The organism is Isoptericola sp. F-RaC21 (genome assembly GCF_038593535.1).
Taxonomy (GTDB): Bacteria; Actinomycetota; Actinomycetes; order Actinomycetales; family Cellulomonadaceae; genus Isoptericola.
Genome location: NZ_JBCFYX010000001.1, coordinates 535,769 through 555,720 on the forward strand (window position 1 = coordinate 535,769; position 19,952 = coordinate 555,720).

A 19,952-nucleotide genomic window follows, 5' to 3' on the forward strand; every position below is an offset into this window, starting at 1 on the left:
GCCAGGGGCCGTGGCGTTCGGTAGGACGTGACGTGAAAGGCCTCCCTTGCACTCGAAGAGCCCCACCCGCACCCGGCGGGTCATCCTGCGCGCGACGGCGATCGCCGGCGCCGTCGCAGTGCTGGCCTCCGGCTGTGCCAGCGACTCCGTCAAGCGCGGATACCTGCCCGGCTACAGCGACGGGGAGGTGACCAACCAGACCGAGCGGATCACGAACCTCTGGGTCGGCTCCTGGATCGCGGCCCTGATCGTCGGTGTGATCACGTGGGGCCTGATGCTGTGGTGCGTCGCCGCCTACCGCAAGCGCCGCGACGACCACCAGCTCCCGGTCCAGACGCGCTACCACATGCCGCTCGAGATCATGTACACGGCCGTGCCGACCATCATGATCCTGGTCCTGTTCTTCTTCACGGACCGCGACATGTCGGCGGTGCAGGACACCAGCGCCGAGCCCGACGTGAACATCCAGGTCATCGGCAAGCAGTGGAGCTGGGACTTCAACTACCTGGACTCCGACGTCTACGACTCCGGCCAGCACCTGCTCGAGCCGGGCGGCCAGACCGTCGACGACGAGGTGGACGGCGAGCCGGGCACGTCGAAGGACGTCCCGACGCTCTACCTGCCGGTCGACAAGACGGTCGAGTTCACGCTGGACTCCCGCGACGTCATCCACTCGTTCTGGATCCCTGCCTTCCTCTACAAGCAGGACATGATCCCGGGCCGTACGAACACCTTCCAGGTCACCCCGACCCGTGAGGGCACGTACGCCGGCAAGTGCGCCGAGCTCTGCGGCGAGTTCCACTCCGGGATGCTCTTCAACGTCAAGGTCGTGTCGCAGGCGGACTACGACGCCCACATGGCCGACCTCAAGGCCGCGGGCCAGACGGGCGAGCTCGGGCTCGACCTGAACCGTCAGCAGCACGACGCGAACTTCCCGCAGGAAGACACCCTCCCGGAGGTCGAGAACTGATGGCGGCCACGACAGCCACCGAGCCGTACGGAGCCGAGGTCATCCCCGGCCTCGCGCCGAAGCGCCAGAACCTCGGTCGCACCGTGGTCAAGTGGATCACCTCCACGGACCACAAGACGATCGGGTACATGTACCTCATCACGTCGTTCGCGTGGTTCGCGATCGGCGGTGTGCTCGCCCTGCTGATCCGCGCTGAGCTGTTCATGCCCGGCCTGCAGGTGGTGCAGAGCAAGGAGCAGTACAACCAGCTCTTCACGATGCACGGCACGATCATGCTGCTGCTGTTCGCGACGCCGCTGTTCGCGGGCTTCGCCAACGTGATCATGCCCCTGCAGATCGGTGCCCCCGACGTCGCCTTCCCGCGGCTCAACATGTTCGCGTACTGGCTGTTCCTCTTCGGTGGGATCATCGCCGGCGCCGGCTTCTTCACCCCGCAGGGCGCGGCCTCGTTCGGCTGGTTCGCCTACGCTCCGTTGTCCAACACGACGTTCAGTCCAGGGCTAGGCGGAGACCTCTGGGTGTTCGGCCTCGCGCTGGCGGGCTTCGGCACCATCCTCGGTGCCGTCAACTTCATCACCACGATCATCACGATGCGCGCGCCGGGCATGACCATGTTCCGGATGCCGATCTTCACGTGGAACACGCTCGTCACGAGCCTCCTCGTGCTGATGGCCTTCCCGCCGCTGGCCTCCGCGCTCTTCGCGCTGGGCGCCGACCGCCGGCTCGGGGCGCAGGTGTTCAACCCCGAGAACGGCGGGGCGATCCTCTGGCAGCACCTGTTCTGGTTCTTCGGCCACCCCGAGGTGTACATCATCGCGCTGCCGTTCTTCGGCATCGTGTCGGAGATCTTCCCGGTCTTCAGCCGCAAGCCGATCTTCGGCTACAAGGGCCTGATCTACGCGACGATCGCGATCGCGGCGCTGTCCGTGACCGTGTGGGCCCACCACATGTACGTCACCGGCGCGGTGCTGCTGCCGTTCTTCGCCTTCATGACGATGCTGATCGCCATCCCGACCGGCGTGAAGTTCTTCAACTGGATCGGCACGATGTGGCGCGGGAAGCTCACGTTCGAGACACCGATGCTGTGGTCGATCGGCTTCCTCGTGACGTTCCTCTTCGGCGGCCTGACCGGCATCATCCTGTCGAGCCCCGCGCTGGACTTCCACCTGTCCGACTCGTACTTCGTGGTGGCGCACTTCCACTACGTCGTCTTCGGCACCGTGGTGTTCGCGATGTTCGCCGGCTTCTACTTCTGGTGGCCGAAGTTCACGGGCCGCATGCTCAACGAGCGGCTCGGCAAGGTCCACTTCTGGCTGCTGTTCATCGGCTTCCACATGACGTTCCTCATCCAGCACTGGCTGGGTGTCGAGGGCATGGCCCGCCGCTACGCGGACTACATGCCCGAGGAGGGCTTCACCTGGGAGAACCAGGTGTCGACCGTCGGCGCGTTCATCCTGGCCGCCTCGACCCTCCCGTTCCTGTGGAACGTGTACACGACCTGGCGCAACGCGCCGAAGGTGACCGTGGACGACCCGTGGGGCTACGGCCGCTCACTCGAGTGGGCCACCAGCTGCCCGCCGCCGCGCCACAACTTCACCTCGCTGCCGCGCATCCGCTCGGAGTCGCCGGCGTTCGACCTGCACCACCCCGAGGTCGCGGCGATGGAGCAGGCGCCGGGTCACGGCCCGCTGAACCAGGTCTTCGGCGACCCGGAGCGCCAGGGGCACCAGCAGCTGGTCGAGGAGCGTCGCGACGCGGCGCAGTCGTCGGCGGCCCAGTCCACCACCACCGTGATCGACGACGAGGAGGAGAACCGCAAGTGAAGATCGAGATCAAGCTCTTCCTGTTCCTCGCCCCGTTCTTCGTCCTGGTCGGCGTGATCTACGGATTCGTCACCCACTTCCAGGAGCCCGTCGGCTTCCTCGGCATCCCGCTCGTGGGCGCGCTGGTGGCCATGGTGGGCGCCTACCTCGCCCTCACCGCCCGCCGGATCGACCCGCGTCCGGAGGACGACGAGGAGGGCGAGATCGAGCAGGGGGCCGGCGACCAGGGCGTGTACTCGCCGTGGAGCTGGTGGCCGCTCGTCATCGCCGGCGCCGCCGCGATCGCCTTCCTCGGCCTCGCCGTGGGCTGGTGGGTGCTGTACATCGGCTTCATCCTCGGCGTCATCGGGCTCGTCGGCTGGGTCTTCGAGTTCAGCCGCGGGCAGCACGCCCACTGACCTCTCAGGTCACAGAAGGCCCCCCACGCATGTCGCGTGGGGGGCCTTCGTCGTTCTCGGGACACGGATCGGCAACGATCGGTGCTCACGACGGTCCGAGCCTCCGCGCGCGTGAGCTCCCGTGATGGAATGAGACCTCCCGATTCCCTGAGAAGGAGCACCATGCGCGTCCCCCAGAAGACCGTGGCCGCGGTGTCGGCCGGCCTGGTCGCCCTCGCCCTGAGCGCCTGCGGGAGCGAGGAGCCCGCGACGCCCGCGGCCGGCGAGGAGCAGGCGGTGGAGGTCGAGACGGTCTCGACGATGACCGACCTGGCCGGGCAGATGCAGGCCGCGCAGGAAGAGGCCTCGAGCGCGCACATGGAGCTGACGTACTCGGGCGAGCTCGCCGAGGCCGCCGGGATGACCGACAGCACCACCAGCGCCGACGTCGCCTACGGCCCGACGTTCGACGAGACCACCATGCAGATGTCGATGGCGGTCATGGGGATGGACATGGACATCGTGCTGCTCGACGGCACGATCTACCTGTCCATGGGGGAGATGACCCAGGGCAAGTACCTGTCGCTCACCGCGGACGAGATGTCCGAGGACCCGGCGCTGGCGGGGACGATCGACTCGATGGAGTCGATGGACGCCGCCTCCCAGGCGAAGGCGATGGCCGACGCGGTCACCTCGTTCGAGCACACCGGCTCCGAGACCGTGGACGGCGTCGAGACGGAGGTCTACACGGCGACCATCGACCCGTCCAAGGTCACGGACGGCACCGCGGGGATCGACGCGTCGACCGCGGACCAGCTGGGGGAGATCTCGGCGGTGTACAAGGTGGACCCGAAGGGCCTGCCCGTCGAGGCCGACGTCACGATGGAGGTCGAGGGCCAGGAGATGGTCGTCGAGTCCACGTTCAGCAAGTGGGGCGAGCCGGTCGACGTCACGGCGCCCGCCGACGAGGACGTGATCCCGTACTCGGAGTTCGGCCAGGGCTGAGCCGGAACGCCGGCCACGGGAGAGCACAGGGCCTCGTACAGCACGCCTCGTACAGCACGCCTCGTACAGCACAGGGCCCCGCACGCGGATGCGTGCGGGGCCCTGTGCGTTCCCTGCGCGCCCGTGCAGGGCGCGGACGCGTCAGGCGGGGACGATGAGCCCGGCGGTCTGGGTGCGGGCGCGCTGGAGGCGGGCGGCGACGTCCTGCCAGTTGGCGATGTTCCAGACGGCCTTGACGTAGTCGGCCTTGACGTTGAGGTAGTCGAGGTAGAAGGCGTGCTCCCACATGTCCAGCATGAACAGCGGGGTGATGCCGACGGGCACGTTGGCCTGCTGGTCGAAGAGCTGGAAGATGGCGAGGCGCTGGCCGATGGCGTCCCAGCCGAGCACGGCCCAGCCGGAGCCCTGGATGCCGGTGGCGACGGCGGCGAACTGGGCCTGGAACTTGGCGAAGTCGCCGAAGTACTCCTTGATGGCCTCGGCGAGCTCGCCCTCGGGCTGACCGCCGCCTTCGGGAGAGAGGTTGTTCCAGAACACGGTGTGGTTGGTGTGGCCGCCGAGGTTGAACGCGAGGTTCTTCTCGTGCAGGTTCACCGCGGCGTTGTCGCCGGACTCGCGGGCCTCGGCCAGCTTCTCCAGCGCGGTGTTGGCGCCGGTGACGTAGGCCGCGTGGTGCTTGTCGTGGTGCAGCTCCATGATCTTGCCGCTGATGTGCGGCTCCAAGGCGCTGTAGTCGTAGGGCAGGTCAGGGAGCGTGTAGACAGCCATGCTGAGATACCTCCGGTTGCGTGCCGCACGTCGTGCCGGCGTGCGGTGGGGGACGTCGTCGACGACTGGTGTCCGGCCGGCTGATCTCACCCGCCGGGGACGACGATGGCCCGCGCACCCCGCCCGACGAATCGGGGGAGGGGAGCGCGGGCCACCGGTCCAGCCTGCAGGAGACTCAGTGCTCCCGCTCGACGTTTCCAGACCCCGAGACCAGCTCGGGGGTGTCGTGGGCGGGCTCGAGCTCGTCGTGCTCGCCGTGGGCGTGCGCCGCGGCCAACTCGGCGGGGGTCACGGGCTCCACCCGGTCCTCGTAGAAGAACCGCGACAGCTTCTGCCAGCGCTTGTCCTTCTTGTAGCCCTTGCGCTTGACGCCGCGGGCGTCGGTCGCGGGCTCGATCTCCAGCGGACGGCGCGCCTCGTAGTTGACGCGCAGCCAGCGCTCCTGCTCGTCGAGCGGGCGGTGGACCTCGATGTACTCGCCGTTGGCGAACCGGACGATGCGGCCGGTCTCGTGACCGTGCAGCACCAGCTCGCGGTCCTTGCGCTGGAGCCCGAGGCAGATCCGCTTCGTGACCCAGAACGCGAAGACCGGGCCGACGAAGAACAGGATCCGGAAGACCCAGGTGATCGAGTTGATCGACAGGGCGAAGTGCGTGGCGATCAGGTCGTTCGACCCGGCGAGCGCCAGGATGACGAACGCCGTGAGGAACGCGACGCCCAGGCCCGTGCGGGTCGGGACGTTGCGGGGCCGGTCGAGCACGTGGTGCTCTCGGTGGTCCCCGGTCACCTTCGCCTCGACGAACGGGTACACGAACAGGAACGTGAACAGCAGGCCCGGGATGACGACCGCCGGGATGAGGATGTTCAGCGAGAGCGTGAAGTCGCCCCACGTCACGATCTCGGCCTGGCCGGGCATGAGGCGCAGCGATCCCTCGAGGAACAGCATGTACCAGTCCGGCTGGGCGCCCGCGGACACCGGTGACGGGTCGTACGGCCCGTAGTTCCACACGTTGTTGATCGCCATCGTGCCGCCCATGAGGGCCAGCACGCCGAAGATGATGAAGAAGTTGCCGCCCATCTTCGTGGCGAACGCCGGGACGGCGGGGTAGCCGACGACGTTCTTGTCGGTGCGGCCACCGCCCGGGTACTGGGTGTGCTTGTTGAGCACCATGAGGAACAGGTGCACGCCGACCAGCGCCAGGATGAGCGCGGGCACGAGGAGGATGTGCACGGTGAAGAGGCGCGGGATGATGTGCTCGCCCGGGAACTCGCCGCCGAAGACGAACCACGAGAGGTACGACCCGATGATCGGGATCGACTTGATGACGCCGTCGGTGATGCGCAGGCCGTTGCCGGAGAGCACGTCGTCCGGGAGCGAGTAGCCGGAGAAGCCGGCGAGGAGGCTGAGGATCAGCAGCATCGTGCCGACGAGCCAGTTCAGCTCGCGCGGCTTGCGGAACGCGCCGGTGAAGAAGACGCGCATCATGTGCACCACGATGCCGGCGACGAAGATCAGCGCCGACCAGTGGTGGATCTGCCGCATCAGCAGACCGCCGCGCACCTCGAACGACATGTCCAGCGTCGAGGAGAAGGCCACCGACATGAGCTGGCCGTCCATCGTCGCCGGGGCGCCGTGGTGCGTGGTGAGCGCCATCGACGGCTCGAAGAACATCGCCAGGAAAACGCCGGAGATGAGCAGCACGACGAACGAGAACAGCGCGATCTCGCCGAGCATGAAGGACCAGTGGTCCGGGAAGACCTTGCGGACGAGCTGCTTCGCGAGCACGCCCATCTTGGTCCGCTGGTCGAGGTAGTCCGCGGACTTGCCGATCACGGTGGTCGGTTCTGCGGTGGGGGGAGTGGTCGTGGCGCTCACTTCAGTCGCTCCCAGTAGCTCGGGCCGACGGGCTCGTCGAAGTCGTCCTCAGCCACAAGATACCCCTCGCTGTCGACGGTGATGGGCAGCTGGGGCAGCGGGCGCTTGGCCGGTCCGAAGACCACCTTGGCGCCGTCGGCGACGTCGAACGTCGACTGGTGGCACGGGCACAGCAGGTGGTGCGTCTGCTGCTCGTAGAGGGCGACCGGGCACCCGACGTGGGTGCAGATCTTCGAGTACGCGACGATGCCGTCGTACGACGCGCCCTCGCGGTGGTCACGCTTGAGGTCCCGCGGGTCGAGCCGGACCAGCAGCACGACGGCCTTGGCCTTCTCGGTGATCCACTCGTGCGACTCGCGCTCCTCGGCGGGAACGTCGGGGATGACGTGCGCGACGGAGCCGACCGTGAGGTCCGACGCCTTGATCGGGCGGCCGGACGGGTCGTAGGCGAGGCGGACGCCCTTGCGCCAGATCGTGTGCCGGAAGCTGGCGACGTTCCAGGTGCCGCCGACGCTCGAGACGAGCGGCACGGCGATGGTCAGCGGGAAGAGGGCGAGCGCCGAGACGACCGCGCCCTTGAGGACGGGGCGGCGGGCGATGCCGGAGTCCTCGAGCCCGTCCTTGAACTGCTGCTGGACGACCTCGCGAACCTCCTCCGAGCTGCTGCTGGAGTGGCGCTCCTCGACGTACTCCTTGCCCGACATGAGGGTCTTGGCCCAGTGCACGGCCGCGAAGCCGATGCCGAACAGGGAGATGGCGATGGCGACGCCGAGCAGCACCGTCGAGAGGCGCACGCCGGGCGTGGTGCCGTCCGGGCGGACGGCGAAGTAGGCCACGAGCGAGCCGATCGTGCCGAGGCACGACACGGCGAAGAGGATCGCGACGATCCGCTCGTTGCGCTTGGCCGCCTTCGGGTCCGTGTCCGCGAGGCGCGGGTGGTGCTCGGGGACGCCCGGGTCCGCGAAGCGGTCGGACTGCACGACCGTGCCGTCGCCGTCGTGCCGGGCCACGTCGCGGGACGGGCCCTGGGGGTTCTGGTTCTCGCTCACGAGGACTTCGCTCCGATCCACACCGCGCCGCCGATGATCAGCCCGATGCCGATGACCCAGGCCCAGAGGCCCTCGCTGACCGGGCCGAGCGAACCGAGGGTGAGGCCGCCGGCCGAGCCCTGGTCCTGCTCGTCGAGGAACGCGATGATGTCGCGCTTCTCGTCAGGCGTGATGTTGGCGTCGTTGAACACCGGCATCGACTGCGGGCCGGTGAGCATCGCCTGGAAGATGTTGCGCTCCGACGTGTCGGTCAGGGGCGGCGCGAACTTGCCCTCCGACAGGGCGCCGCCGGCACCGACGGCGTTGTGGCACATCGCGCAGTTGGTGCGGAACAGGGCCATGCCGTTGGCGGCGTCGCCCTTGCTCCCGTCCACCTGCTCGTCGGTGGGGATGGCGGGACCGGCGCCGAGGGACGCGACGTACGCGGCGAGCGCAGCGGTCTGCTCCTCGTCCATCTGCCGGGGCTTGGCCTCGGCCTGGGGGCCGTTCATCTGCATCGGCATCCGGCCGGTGGAGACCTGGAAGTCGACCGCGGCCGCGCCGACGCCGACGAGCGACGGGGCCTCGGAGGTGCCCTCCGCGTTCGGGCCGTGGCAGGTGGCGCAGTTGGCCTGGAAGAGCTTCTTCCCGGTCTCGATGTCCGCGGTGCTGGCGGTGTCGGCCTGGGCCGGGCTAGGGGCCAGAGCGGCGTAGACGCCGCCCGTGACCAGCAGCGCCAGCAGCAACAGCACGACCGGCGCGAACCGGTGGTGCCTGCGGGCGGCGAGTGCCTTCACGAAATGATCCTCGTCTCGCAGATCGAAGGTGCAGGGTCAAGGCCGGCGGCGACGCCGGCCGGGGGGTTCAGCGCAGGAGGTAGATGACGGCGAAGAGGGCGATCCACACCACGTCGACGAAGTGCCAGTAGTAGGACGTGACGATCGCCGTGGTGGCCTCGTGGTGGCCGAAGTTCTTCGCGGCGAACGAACGCCCCAGGAGGAACAGGAAGGCGACGAGGCCGCCCAGCACGTGGAGGCCGTGGAAGCCGGTGGTCAGGTAGAAGACCGAGCCGTACGGGCTGGAGGAGATGGTGAGGCCCTCGTGGACCAGCTCGGTGTACTCGAAGATCTGGCCGCCGATGAAGAACGCGCCCATGAGGTAGGTGAGCGTCATCCACTCGTGCATGCCCCACTTGTTCACCTGGAGGATGGAGCCGGAGCGCACCGGCTTGAACCGCTCGGCGGCCCACACGCCCATCTGGCAGGTGACGGACGACAGCACCAGCACGGTGGTGTTGATCGTCGAGAAGGTGATGTTGAGCTTGTCCGCCTGGGCGGCCCACTCCGCCTCGGGCATCACCGACCGGACGGTGAAGTACATCGCGAAGAGGCCGGCGAAGAACATGAGCTCGCTCGCGAGCCAGACGATCGTCCCGACCGACACGGGGTTCGGACGGTTGACGCTCACGTGCTGGTGGGCATGGGGGGCAGCAGCCGTTGCGGTCGACACGTCAGCCATTATGGCCGACATACGGCCGGTTCGAGCCACTCGAGCGCGCGCTGCGCGAAGTCGATGTGCACAGAATCTGCGGAAACTCGCCACTCTGCCGCTACGAGGTGACGGATCGGTGGAGAGTGCCAGTAAAAGACCACGTTCGGCACCTGCCCGAGGTGACGCGAGTGTGCCACGATGCCAGCAAACGTCGACGTCCGGAGGCCGCGGCCGGCACCGGAGGTCGAGCCCGTGCCCGATGCCGTGCACAGCCGCGAAGGGAAGTCTCACGTTGACGGATCAGACGGATCAGACGACGCCCGGCCCGGCCGGGGCGCTCACCCCGACCGCCCGCACGGGGCCGGCGGCCCGCGGGCCGCGCATCCTCCTCTACAGCGACGACCGGACCGTGCGCGCCCACGTGCGCACCGCGGTCGGCCCGCGCCTGCGGGCCCACGCCCCGGAGATCGCCTGGGCCGAGGTCGCGACGCCCGCCGCGCTGATCGCGGCGGCCGACCGTGGCGGCTGGGACCTGCTGGTGCTGGACGGCGAGGCGGACAAGTCCGGCGGCATGGGACTGTGCCGCCAGCTGAAGAACGAGGTGTACCGCTGCCCGCCCGTCGTGGTCCTCACCGGCAGGCCCGACGACGGATGGCTAGCATCGTGGTCGCTCGCCGACGCCGTGGTGCCGAGGCCGCTCGACGCGATCGAGCTGCAGCGCACCGTGGCCGGCCAGCTCGCCGCGACGGTCTGAGGGGCGCACCCGCGAGGGGACGCCCGGGTCGTCCGGACCGCGCGTCCACCGAACCGGAGGGAACCTGGTGCCCACGAACGACCGCCCCGCGCCCGCACAGCCCGAGCCGATGGCGCCCGAGCAGACGGCGCCCGAGCAGACGTGGCCCGGCCTGCTCACGGAGCTCATCGCCGGCCACGACCTGACCGCGCAGGACACCGCCTGGGCGATGGACGCGGTGATGTCGGGCGAGGTCTCCCCGGCGCGGCTCGCGGCCTTCCTCGTGGGGCTGCGCGCCAAGGGCGAGACGGTCGAGGAGCTCACCGGGCTGGCGGACACGATGCTCGCCCACGCCCGCCGGTTCACCGTCCCCGGGCCGAGCGTGGACATCGTCGGCAGCGGCGGGGACCGCGCGCACACGGTGAACATCTCGACCATGGCGGCGGTCGTCGTGGCCGGCGCTGGCATCAAGGTGGTCAAGCACGGCAACCGTGCCGCGTCCTCGTCGTCCGGCTCCGCCGACGTGCTCGAGGAGCTGGGCGTGCGCCTGGACCACGGACCCGAGCGCGTCGCCGAGCTGGCCGAGCAGGTCGGCATCACCTTCTGCTTCGCGATGGTCTTCCACCCGTCGTTCCGGCACGCCGGCGTGGCGCGCAAGGAGCTCGGGGTGGCGACCGCGTTCAACTTCCTCGGTCCGCTGACGAACCCGGCGCAGCCGCGGGCGACCGCGGTCGGGGTCGCCGACGCCCGGATGGCGCCGCTGGTGGCCGGCGTCTTCGCCTCCCGCGGGACCCGGGCGCTCGTGTTCCGCGGCGACGACGGCCTGGACGAGCTCGCCGCCACGGGCGGCTCCACCGTGTGGGAGGTCCGGGACGGTCAGGTCACCGAGACGCGCCTCGACGCCGCGGCCGAGCTCGGGCTGCGCCCCATCGAGGTGGCGGACCTGCGCGGCGCGGACGCGCGCCACAACGCCGCCGTGGCGCGCGACGTCCTCACCGGCGTCGACCAGGGCCCGGTGCGCGAGACGGTACTGCTCAACGCGGCGGCCGCCCTCGTGGCGGACGGCAGCCTGCCCGGGACGGGCGCCGGCACGCTCGCGGAACGGCTGTCGGCCGGCATCGGGCACGCCGCGCGCAGCGTCGACGACGGCGCGGCCGCCGGGGTGCTGGAGCGCTGGGCCGCCGCGACACAGGCCTGACCGCGGCGCAGGCGGTCAGTCGTCGAGGCCGAGCGCGAACGCCTGCTCGAGGTCGACGTGCGAGTACGTGCGGAAGGCGATGAGGGTCTCGGTCCGCACGACGCCGGGCACCTTGCTGATCCCGTCCGCGATGACGTCGGCGAGCTCCTCGTGCTCCCGCACGCGCACCATGGCGACGAGGTCCGCCTTGCCGGTGACGGAGTAGACCTCGCTGACTCCCTTGAGGTCGGTGACCTTGGTGGCGACCTCGGGGATCTGGTCGGCCTCGGTGTCGATGAGCACGATCGCGGTCAGCATGCCGTCATCGTAGCCACCGGCGGAGCGTCCGCGACGGGCGCGGCGGCGTCGGGACGCTCGCCCGGGTCGGCCCAGAGGCCGGCGACCGTCGAGGCGACGGCGCCGAGGTCGGCGTGCGCCGCGGCGGAGCGCACCGGGCACGTCCAGGGGTCGCTCGCGTGCACGAGCCGGACGCCCGGGGCGTCGAGCCACGCCAGCACGAGGGCCGCCTCCTCGGGGTGGCAGGCGGGCGCCGGCGGCACCGGGGGCGCGACGTCCTCCGCCGTCGCGCGCAGGGCGTCGACCACGGGCAGCGGGTCCTCGTCGGGCCCCGTCACGGCGGTGGCCGCGAGCCGTGCGTGCTTCACGACGACCAGCTCCCACCCGCCCGCGGCCGTGGGGCGAGCGGCCACGAGCTCGGCGCAGCGGGCGACCGGGTCCAGCCGCTGGGCGCGCGCCGCGCCCTGCACGAAGGCCCGCAACCGGTGCGTGAGGCGCCCGGCCTCCTCGAACCGCTCCTGGGCGGCGAGCCGGCCCACGCGCGCCGCGAGGGCGTCGACGACGGCCGACGGGTCGGACGTGAGCGCCGTGCGCGCCGCGTCCGCCACGGCGTCGTACCCGTCGTCCGGCGCGCCCGTGGCCGTGCAGGGTGCCGAGCAGCGCCCCATGCCGGCGAGGGCGCACGGGCTGCCCGCCGTCCGAGCGACGCGGGGGAGGCGTGCCGTGCACTGGCGCAGCGGCAGCGCGTCGTGCACCGCCTCGACCGCGGCCAGCGCCGTCTGGCGGGACGGGAACGGGCCGATGTGCGGGGCCCCGGCGCGCACGTCGCGGACGACCGACAGGCGGGGGTAGGCCTCGTCCGTGAGGCGCACCCACGACTGCCGCTCGGGATGCTTGGAACGCCGGTTGTACCGCGGGGCGTGCTCGGCGATGAGGCGGAGCTCGCGGACCTGCGCCTCGAGCGGCGTCGCGCAGACCACGGGCGTGACGGCGTGGGCGATGCGCACCATCTCCGTGATGCGGCCGCGCTTCTCGGCGGCGGTGAAGTAGGACCGCACGCGCTTGCGCAGGTTGGTGGACGTGCCGACGTAGAGCACCTCGTCGCCGGGGCCGCGGAAGAGGTACACGCCCGGGGCCTCGGGCAGCCCGTCCGCGAGGGTGCGCTTGCGGCGCACGTCGGGCGGCACGGGGTCGGCCGCGCCCGCGAGGTCCTCCAGGTGGGTGATGCCCAGCGGCGCCAGCCGCTCGAGGAGGGCGTGCAGGACGTCGACCGTCGCCCGGGCGTCGGCCAGCGCGCGGTGCTCGGGGGTCACGCGCGCCCGGAAGAGCGCGGCCAGGGTGGACAGCTTGTGGTTCGGCGCCTCGTCCCGGGTGACCACGCGGCGCGCGAGGGGCACGGTGTCGACCACCCGGAACCCCGGCCACTCGTACCCGAGCCGGTCGCACGCCGCCCGCAGGAAGCCCACGTCGAACGGCGCGTTGTGCGCCACCAGGACGGCGTCGCGGGCGAACTCCAGGAAGCTCGGCAGGACGAGGTCGACCGGGGGAGCCGTGGCGACCATGGACGTCGTGATGCCCGTGAGCCGGGCGACGAACGCGGGGACCGCGTGCCCCGGGTTGACGAGGGACTGCAGCTCGCCGAGCACCTCGCCGCCGCGGACCTTGACCGCCCCGATCTCCGTGATCCCGCCGTCGGCGGCGCGCCCGCCCGTCGTCTCGAGGTCGACGACGACGAAGGTGACGTCGCGCAGCGGCGTGCCGAGGTCCTCGAACGAGGGCTGGAGCGCGGTGCTCCGGGTCGGGGGCGGGGTGGTGCTCGGCATGCCGGGACCGTAGCGGCGGCCTCCGACAGGGCAGCCGGACGGCCTGTCCCGGACAGCGGTCGAGCCCGCCGGGACGTGGTCTCGGCGGGCTCGACGGGTCGTGCAGCGCGGGTGGTCCTGGTCCCCGCGGCGTCAGCTCGCGGACTTCTGCCGGGTGTCGACATACAGCTCGTCGATCTCGGCGGCGAAGTCCTTGACGAAGACGTGGCGGCGCACGCTCTGCTTGGGCGTGAGGTACCCGTTCTCGACCGTGAGGTCGCCCGGCAGCACCGCGAACTTCCGGATCGACTCGGCCTTGGACACCGCCTGGTTGGCGCGGGTCACGGCGGTGTCGAGCGCGGCCAGCACGTCCGGGTCCTTCGCGGCCTGCTCGGGCGTGAGCTCCGGCTTGTCGTGCATCTTGAGCCAGCCGGGCAGCCCCTCGGCGTCGAGCGTGATCAGCGCGCCGATGAAGGGGCGGTTGTCGCCGACCACGACGCACTGGCTCACGAGGGCGTGGGCCCGGATCCGGTCCTCCAGCAGCGCGGGCGCGACGTTCTTACCGCCGGCCGTCACGATGATCTCCTTCTTGCGGCCCGTGATGGTGAGGAAGCCGTCGTCGTCGAGGGCGCCGAGGTCGCCGCTGCGGAACCAGTCGCCCTCGTCGAACGCGTCGGCGGTCGCCTCCGGGTTGTTGTGGTAGCCCTTGAAGACCTGGATGCCGCGCAGCAGGACCTCGCCGTCCGGTGCGATCTTCACGCCGCACCCGGGCAGCTGCGGCCCGACGGAGCCGATCTTCGTGTTCTCGGGCCGGTTCACGCTGGTCGGCGCGGTGGTCTCGGTGAGCCCGTAACCCTCGAGGATCGTCAGGCCCAGGCCGCGGAAGAAGTGGCCGAGGCGCTCGCCGAGGGGGCCGCCGCCGGAGACCGCGTACTGGGCCTGCCCGCCGAGCACGGCACGCAGCTTCGAGAACACCAGGGTGTCCGCGACCTTGTGCTGCAGGCGCAGCCACAGCGACGGGCCGGAGGGCGCGTCGAGCGCCCGCGAGTACTCGATCGCGGTCGCGGCCGCCCAGTGGAAGATCTTGAGCTTGCCGCCGGCGGCCGCGTTCTGCTCCGCGGCGTTGTACACCTTCTCGAAGACGCGGGGCACGGCGAGGATGTAGGTCGGCTTGAAGGCGCCGAGCCCGGCGGTGACGGTCTTGAGGTCGGCCCAGTGGCCGAGCACCGTGCCGCTCGCGATCGCCAGGATCTCGATGTAGCGGGCGAACACGTGGGCGAGCGGCAGGAAGAGGAGGGTGCGCCCGCCGTCCTTGAAGACCTCGGGCACCACGGCGACGGCGTTCACGGCGAGCAGGGCGAGGTTGCCGTGCGTGATCTCGGCGCCCTTGGGGGTGCCGGTCGTGCCGGAGGTGTAGATGATCGTCGCGACGTCGGCGAGGTCCGCGATCCCGCGGCGGCGCGCGATCTCCTCGTCCGTGACGTCCGCCCCGGCCGCCGTGAGCTTGGCGATCGCGCCGTCCTCGAGCTCGAGGACCTCGCGCAGCGCCGGGGCGCGGCCGGACACCTCGGCGACCGTGGCGGCGAGCCCGGAGTCCTCGACGACGAGCAGGGTGATCCCGGAGTCGGTGAGGATCCACTCCACCTGCTCGGCGGACGACGTCTCGTAGATCGGCACGGGCACCGCTCCCGCGGCCCAGGCGGCGAAGTCGAGGAGGGTCCACTCGTAGCGGGTGTGGGACATGATGCCGACCGGGTCGCCGGGCTGCACGCCCTTGGCGACCAGGCCCTTGGCGACGGCCACCACCTCGGCGTCGAACTGTGCGGCCGAGACCGGCTGCCAGCCGCTGCCGGAGGGACGCTCGGCGAGCGTGGCGCGCGGGTCGCTCGCCATGCGGGTGGCGAGGATGTCGTTGAGGTTCGACGTGGCAGGCAGCTCGACCGCCTGCGGAATGGTGATCTCGTCCATGCTGACTCCATCGTCCATGCTCAGTGCATTGGCCAGGGGTGCGTTCCCCGGCCGCCACGATACCGGGTCTCACGAGTGGTCCAGGACACGGTTCGGTGACGGTCGGTGACCGTCGGTGGTGGACGAGCGTCGCACCCTCCGGTCGCGGTGGCTAGTCTGGTCCCTGCGCGCACCGCGCGCCCCCGTGCCGCGACGGCGGCCGGGTGACGCGCCGTGCGGACGCGGCGTCCCGACACATGAACGCGAGGTTCCTGCATGCACGCCATCGGAGTCGACATCGGCGGCACGAAGATTGCCGTGGGTGTGGTGGACGAGGCGGGCAAGATCCTCGCGAAGGTGCGGCGCGAGACGGTGGCCGACGACGTCGCCTCCATCGACCGTGCCATCGCCGACGCGTGCACGGAGCTGGCCAAGGAGCACGAGATCGGGGCCATCGGCCTCGCGGCGGCCGGCTTCGTGAGCCCCGACCGCCGGTCGGTGCTGTTCGCGCCGAACATCGCCTGGCGCGAGTACCCGCTGGCCGAGCGGATCGAGGGCCTGCTGGACGTCGACGTCCCCGTGGTCGTCGAGAACGACGCGAACGCCGCGGGCTGGGCGGAGTTCCGCTTCGGGGCCGCCCGCGAGGCCACCGACATGCTGATGCTGACTGTCGGCACGGGGCTGGGCGGGGCGATCGTGGTGGACCGCGAGCTGGTGCGCGGCAAGTGGGGCGTCGCGGCCGAGGTCGGGCACATGCGCGTCGTCCCGGGCGGCCACTACTGCGGCTGCGGCCACGAGGGCTGCTGGGAGCAGTACGCGTCCGGCACGGCGCTGGTGCGCGACGCGAAGCAGGCCGCGATCGCCCAGCCGGAGCGCGCCGAGCGGCTGATCGAGCTGGCCGGCGGCGACGTCTCCGCGCTCGAGGGCCCGCACGTCACGCAGGCGGCGCAGGAGGGTGACGAGCTCTCGATCGAGCTGCTCGCGACGCTGGGCCGGTGGATCGGCGAGGGGTCGGCGTCCGTCGCGGCGCTGCTCGACCCCGAGCTGATCGTCATCGGCGGCGGCGTGGGCGCGGCCGGCGACCTGCTGCTCCTGCCCGTGCGCAAGGCCTACGAGGCGCAGCTGTCGGCGCTCGGGCACCGCCCCGTGGCGCAGATCGAGCTCGCCGAGCACGGCAACGAGGCGGGCATCATCGGCGCCGCCGACCTCGCCCGGCGCTGATCCTGCGCTGAGCCCGCGCCGGCACCCGTCGGCGCGGTCCGCGTCAGACGACGGCGCCGGTGCTGTGGTCGTCCGGGTCCCGGCGGTGCGGCATCCGCCAGAGCAGGATGCCCAGCGCGACGAGGAACAGCACGCCGGCCACCGGGCCGGACCAGGCCGGGATCCGCAGCGCCGGCACGGCCGAGCGCAGGACGACGCCGACCACGACGAGCACGGGCACCGCGACGACGACCGACCAGGCGAGCGTGAGGAGCGGGTCGCGCGACAGGACCGGCTCCGGGTCCGGCGGCACGAAATGAGACTCCGTCTCTTCCAGCTCCTCGACCTCCGGGGTGGCGGGCCAGTCGCGGGGACCGGGGCCTGGCGCGCGCCCGGCCGCAGTCGTGTCGGCGTCGCCGCCCGCGTCGCCCGCATCACCCGCGTCGCCCGCATCACCCGCGGCGTCCTCCGCCGGCCCGGCGTCCGCCGCCTCGTCGAGCGGGCCCAGCTGCGCGACGATGTCGGCCCAGCGGGCCTCGACCGCCTCGTCGGGCAGGTCGTCGTCCGGCAGGTCCGGTTCGGCGTCCGGGTTCGGTGCGGGCATGGGTTCACTCTATTGTCGTGGGCGATGCTTCGTGTCGGCGGTCCCGCCCGTCGGCGCCAGGGCCCGTCACCGGCGGTCCGCTGAGCGGGGCGGCCGTGCGACATCTGGGCAAGGAGGACCGTTGTTCTACTGGGTGATGAAGAACGTGCTGGTGGGGCCGTGGCTCCGGCTGGCGTTCCGCCCCTGGACGAAGGGCGTCGAGAACGTCCCGTCGTCCGGCCCGGCGATCCTCGCGAGCAACCACCTCGCCGTCATCGACTCTTTCGTCCTGCCGCTGGTCCTCGACCGGCAGGTCCAGTTCCTGGGCAAGTCGGACTACTTCACCGGCGGCGGCGTCCGCGGCCGGCTGGTGGCCGGCTTCATGCGCGGCGTCGGCACGATCCCCGTGGACCGCTCCGGCGGCAAGGCCAGCGAGGCCGCCCTGAACACCGGCCTGCGCGTGCTCGCCGACGGGGACCTGTTCGGCATCTACCCCGAGGGCACCCGCAGCCCCGACGGGCGGCTGTACCGGGGGAAGACGGGCGTCGCGCGCCTCGCCCTCGAGTCCGGCGCCCCGGTCGTCCCCGTCGCGATGGTGGGCACCGACGTCGCGCAGCCGCTCGGCCGTTCGGTCCCGAAGCCCATGCCGATCGGGATCGTCTTCGGGGAGCCGCTCGACTTCAGCCGCTACCGGGGGATGGAGGGCGACCGGTTCGTGCTCCGCTCCGTGGCCGACGAGATCATGTACGCCATCCTGCGGCTGTCCGAGCAGGAGTACGTCGACGTCTACGCCGCCACCATGAAGGCGCGGCTCGCCGCGGCGGCGCAGCACCAGCCGGAGCAGGGCGGCGCCGACGCCTGAGCGCCTCGGGCGGCTCAGGCCGCGGTGAGGCTCAGCCACGCGTCGGGCGGCAGCTCGGGCCGGCCGGGCACGGCCCGGTGCGTCAGCGTCCACCGGTCGCCCGCGACGTCGGCCGCGACCCGCGGCCAGAACGCCGCGGCCGCCGCGTTGGCGTCCTGGAACGCGATCTCCCACGGGCCCGGGACGTCGCGCAGCACCGCCGCCGCGACCCCGGCTCCCACGCCCGAGCGGCGCACCGCCCGGACCACGAAGAACGCGGACAGCACCCGCGTCGGCGACCCGAGGCCCCGGACCAGCGCGAACGCCACCGGGCGGTCGTCAGGCGGGCCCTCGGTCCCACCTGGCCCACCCGGGCGGCCGCCCGGCACCGTCGCGAGGTACGCGCGCCAGTCGGCGGAGGGGTCGTCGTGGCCCAGGTGCTCGAGCGCGGAGCGGAGGCGTTCGTCGCGGAACCGCCCGTCGGGCCGGGGGAGCTCGCCGGTGACGGCGGACAGGTCGTGACGGAAGAGCAGCCACAGCCGCTCGAGCGCGTCGCGGTCCGCCGGGACGGCGCGACGGACGAAGGGCTGCGGGGCGGGCAGGGGACGCGGCGCGGGAGTCGTCATACGCAAGAGCCTCCCGGCGCCGGGCGGCGGGGAGGCTCGCGACATCATCGCACGGCCGGGCGGCGGCGCGCACCCATGGTTCGCCCGGCGGACGGCCGGGCCCGGGCGCGGGGAGGTGCTCCTAGGATGGGAGGGATCCCGTCCCCCACCGAGAGGTAGCCCCTGTCATGTCGGTTCGTCGCGTGGCTCTCCTGACCGCCGGCGGCTTCGCGCCCTGCCTGTCCTCCGCCGTCGGCGGCCTCATCGAGCGCTACACGGAGCTCGACCCGTCGATCGAGATCATCGCCTACCAGTACGGCTACCACGGGCTCCTCACGGGCACGAAGATCGTGGTCGACGACGAGGCCCGCAAGCAGGCCGGCATCCTGCACCGCTTCGGCGGCTCGCCCATCGGCAACTCGCGCGTCAAGCTCACCAACGCCGCGGACTGCGTCAAGCGCGGCCTCGTCAAGGAGGGCCAGAACCCGCTCGAGGTCGCGGCCGAGCAGCTCAAGGCCGACGGCGTCGACGTGCTGCACACCATCGGTGGCGACGACACGAACACCACGGCCGCGGACCTCGCCGCGTACCTGCACGACAACGGCTACGAGCTCACGGTCGTCGGCCTGCCCAAGACGATCGACAACGACGTGGTGCCGATCAAGCAGTCGCTGGGCGCCTGGACCGCCGCCGAGGAGGCCGCGGGCTTCGCCGCCAACGTCATCGGCGAGCACCGCTCCGGGCCGCGCATGCTCATCGTGCACGAGGTCATGGGCCGGCACTGCGGCTGGCTCACCGCGGCCACCGCCAAGGAGTACCGGAAGTGGCTCGACGCGCAGGAGTGGGCGCCCGCCCTCGGCCTGACGCGCGAGCGCTGGGACGTGCACGCGGTGTTCCTGCCCGAGCTCGAGATCGACATCGACGCGGAGGCCGCCCGCCTGCGCGCCGTCATGGACTCCATCGGCAACGTCAACATCTTCCTGTCCGAGGGCGCGGGCATGAACGAGATCGTCCAGCAGCTCGAGGCCGCCGGCGAGGAGGTGCCGCGCGACCCGTTCGGGCACGTCAAGCTCGACACCATCAACCCGGGCCAGTGGTTCGCGAAGCAGTTCGCCGAGAAGCTGGGTGCCGAGAAGGTCATGGTCCAGAAGTCGGGCTACTACTCGCGCGCCGCGGCGGCGAACGCCGAGGACCTGCGCCTCATCAAGTCGATGACCGACCTCGCCGTCGAGTGCGCCCTGCGCGGCGAGCCCGGCGTCATCGGCCACGACGAGGAGGACGGCGACCGCCTCAAGGCGATCGCGTTCCCCCGCATCGCCGGTGGCAAGGCGTTCGACGTCTCGCAGGGCTGGTTCGGCGAGATCCTCGACGGCATCGGCCAGCCGCTGGTGCCCGCGAAGCCCGCCGCGCACTGACGGCACCCGCCGAG

19 protein-coding genes are annotated in these 19,952 nt (G+C 71.5%); 9 read left to right on the plus strand and 10 right to left on the minus strand.

The window, feature by feature from the left end:
- Positions 1-46: 46 nt before the first annotated feature.
- The 4 genes from ctaC to AAG589_RS02480 all read left to right on the plus strand — a co-directional run bounded on the left by ctaC (position 47) and on the right by AAG589_RS02480 (position 4,175).
- A complete protein-coding gene (gene ctaC / locus AAG589_RS02465; protein ID WP_430565657.1) occupies positions 47-970 on the plus strand; it encodes an aa3-type cytochrome oxidase subunit II in 924 nt (307 codons plus the stop codon).
- Positions 970-2,793 carry an aa3-type cytochrome oxidase subunit I gene (gene ctaD, locus AAG589_RS02470; RefSeq protein WP_430565658.1) on the plus strand — a complete coding sequence of 608 codons (1,824 nt, stop codon included), beginning with the start codon at positions 970-972 and terminating at the stop codon, positions 2,791-2,793. The genes ctaC and ctaD overlap by 1 nt, the downstream gene beginning before the upstream one ends.
- A complete protein-coding gene (locus AAG589_RS02475; RefSeq protein ID WP_430565659.1) occupies positions 2,790-3,191 on the plus strand; it encodes a cytochrome c oxidase subunit 4 in 402 nt (133 codons plus the stop codon). Before ctaD ends, AAG589_RS02475 begins: the two co-directional genes overlap by 4 nt.
- 162 nt (positions 3,192-3,353) lie before the next feature.
- On the plus strand, positions 3,354-4,175 hold the full coding sequence (locus tag AAG589_RS02480; RefSeq protein WP_430565660.1) for an LppX_LprAFG lipoprotein: 822 nt from the start codon (positions 3,354-3,356) through the stop codon (positions 4,173-4,175).
- A 141-nt stretch (positions 4,176-4,316) separates the two neighbouring features.
- Here the strand turns inward: AAG589_RS02480 and AAG589_RS02485 are convergent, their stop codons facing one another.
- From AAG589_RS02485 to ctaE, 5 genes are all read right to left on the minus strand, one after another.
- Positions 4,317-4,943, minus strand: a complete 627-nt coding sequence (locus tag AAG589_RS02485; protein WP_430565661.1) for a superoxide dismutase — start codon at positions 4,941-4,943, stop codon at positions 4,317-4,319.
- A 175-nt stretch (positions 4,944-5,118) separates the two neighbouring features.
- Positions 5,119-6,819 carry a cytochrome bc1 complex cytochrome b subunit gene (gene qcrB / locus AAG589_RS02490; RefSeq protein ID WP_446719665.1) on the minus strand — a complete coding sequence of 567 codons (1,701 nt, stop codon included), beginning with the start codon at positions 6,817-6,819 and terminating at the stop codon, positions 5,119-5,121.
- A complete protein-coding gene (gene qcrA / locus AAG589_RS02495; RefSeq protein WP_430565662.1) occupies positions 6,816-7,868 on the minus strand; it encodes a cytochrome bc1 complex Rieske iron-sulfur subunit in 1,053 nt (350 codons plus the stop codon). The genes qcrB and qcrA overlap by 4 nt, the downstream gene beginning before the upstream one ends.
- Positions 7,865-8,644 (minus strand): cytochrome bc1 complex diheme cytochrome c subunit, encoded by a 780-nt coding sequence (gene qcrC, locus AAG589_RS02500; protein WP_430565663.1) that lies wholly within the window; start codon positions 8,642-8,644, stop codon positions 7,865-7,867. The genes qcrA and qcrC overlap by 4 nt, the downstream gene beginning before the upstream one ends.
- A 67-nt stretch (positions 8,645-8,711) precedes the next feature.
- Positions 8,712-9,365 (minus strand): aa3-type cytochrome oxidase subunit III, encoded by a 654-nt coding sequence (gene ctaE / locus AAG589_RS02505; RefSeq protein WP_430565664.1) that lies wholly within the window; start codon positions 9,363-9,365, stop codon positions 8,712-8,714.
- Between the two features lie 265 nt (positions 9,366-9,630).
- Between ctaE and AAG589_RS02510 the strand changes: the two genes are divergently transcribed.
- A complete protein-coding gene (locus tag AAG589_RS02510) occupies positions 9,631-10,092 on the plus strand; it encodes a hypothetical protein (protein ID WP_446719666.1) in 462 nt (153 codons plus the stop codon).
- 109 nt (positions 10,093-10,201) lie between these two features.
- Complete coding sequence (trpD, locus tag AAG589_RS02515) at positions 10,202-11,269, plus strand: anthranilate phosphoribosyltransferase (protein ID WP_430566214.1); 1,068 nt, start codon at positions 10,202-10,204, stop codon at positions 11,267-11,269.
- A 15-nt stretch (positions 11,270-11,284) separates the two neighbouring features.
- Here trpD and AAG589_RS02520 read toward each other — a convergent pair whose 3' ends face one another.
- The 3 genes from AAG589_RS02520 to AAG589_RS02530 form a co-directional block, all read right to left on the minus strand.
- Complete coding sequence (locus AAG589_RS02520; RefSeq protein WP_380323486.1) at positions 11,285-11,566, minus strand: Lrp/AsnC family transcriptional regulator; 282 nt, start codon at positions 11,564-11,566, stop codon at positions 11,285-11,287.
- The gene (locus AAG589_RS02525) at positions 11,560-13,368 is read right to left on the minus strand and encodes a DEDD exonuclease domain-containing protein (protein WP_430565665.1); all 1,809 of its coding nucleotides are present in this window, start codon (positions 13,366-13,368) and stop codon (positions 11,560-11,562) included. The genes AAG589_RS02520 and AAG589_RS02525 overlap by 7 nt, the downstream gene beginning before the upstream one ends.
- Positions 13,369-13,500: 132 nt before the next feature.
- The gene (locus AAG589_RS02530; protein ID WP_430565666.1) at positions 13,501-15,315 is read right to left on the minus strand and encodes an AMP-dependent synthetase/ligase; all 1,815 of its coding nucleotides are present in this window, start codon (positions 15,313-15,315) and stop codon (positions 13,501-13,503) included.
- Between the two features lie 255 nt (positions 15,316-15,570).
- Here AAG589_RS02530 and AAG589_RS02535 point away from each other — a divergent pair, with 255 nt between their 5' ends.
- Positions 15,571-16,515: an ROK family glucokinase gene (locus AAG589_RS02535; protein WP_430565667.1), complete on the plus strand. Its 945-nt coding sequence runs from the start codon at positions 15,571-15,573 to the stop codon at positions 16,513-16,515.
- A 43-nt stretch (positions 16,516-16,558) separates the two neighbouring features.
- On the opposite strand, the gene AAG589_RS02540 is transcribed toward AAG589_RS02535, so the two are convergent.
- Positions 16,559-17,098, minus strand: coding sequence for a hypothetical protein (locus tag AAG589_RS02540; RefSeq protein ID WP_430565668.1), 540 nt, complete (start codon positions 17,096-17,098; stop codon positions 16,559-16,561).
- Between the two features lie 121 nt (positions 17,099-17,219).
- Between AAG589_RS02540 and AAG589_RS02545 the strand changes: the two genes are divergently transcribed.
- Complete coding sequence (locus tag AAG589_RS02545) at positions 17,220-17,939, plus strand: lysophospholipid acyltransferase family protein (RefSeq protein ID WP_430565669.1); 720 nt, start codon at positions 17,220-17,222, stop codon at positions 17,937-17,939.
- 14 nt (positions 17,940-17,953) lie between these two features.
- Here the strand turns inward: AAG589_RS02545 and AAG589_RS02550 are convergent, their stop codons facing one another.
- Positions 17,954-18,544, minus strand: coding sequence for a GNAT family N-acetyltransferase (locus AAG589_RS02550; RefSeq protein WP_430565670.1), 591 nt, complete (start codon positions 18,542-18,544; stop codon positions 17,954-17,956).
- 167 nt (positions 18,545-18,711) lie between these two features.
- On the opposite strand from AAG589_RS02550, the gene AAG589_RS02555 reads away from it, so the two are divergent.
- Positions 18,712-19,938 (plus strand): pyrophosphate--fructose-6-phosphate 1-phosphotransferase, encoded by a 1,227-nt coding sequence (locus AAG589_RS02555; protein WP_430565671.1) that lies wholly within the window; start codon positions 18,712-18,714, stop codon positions 19,936-19,938.
- The last annotated feature ends 14 nt before the right edge of the window (positions 19,939-19,952 follow it).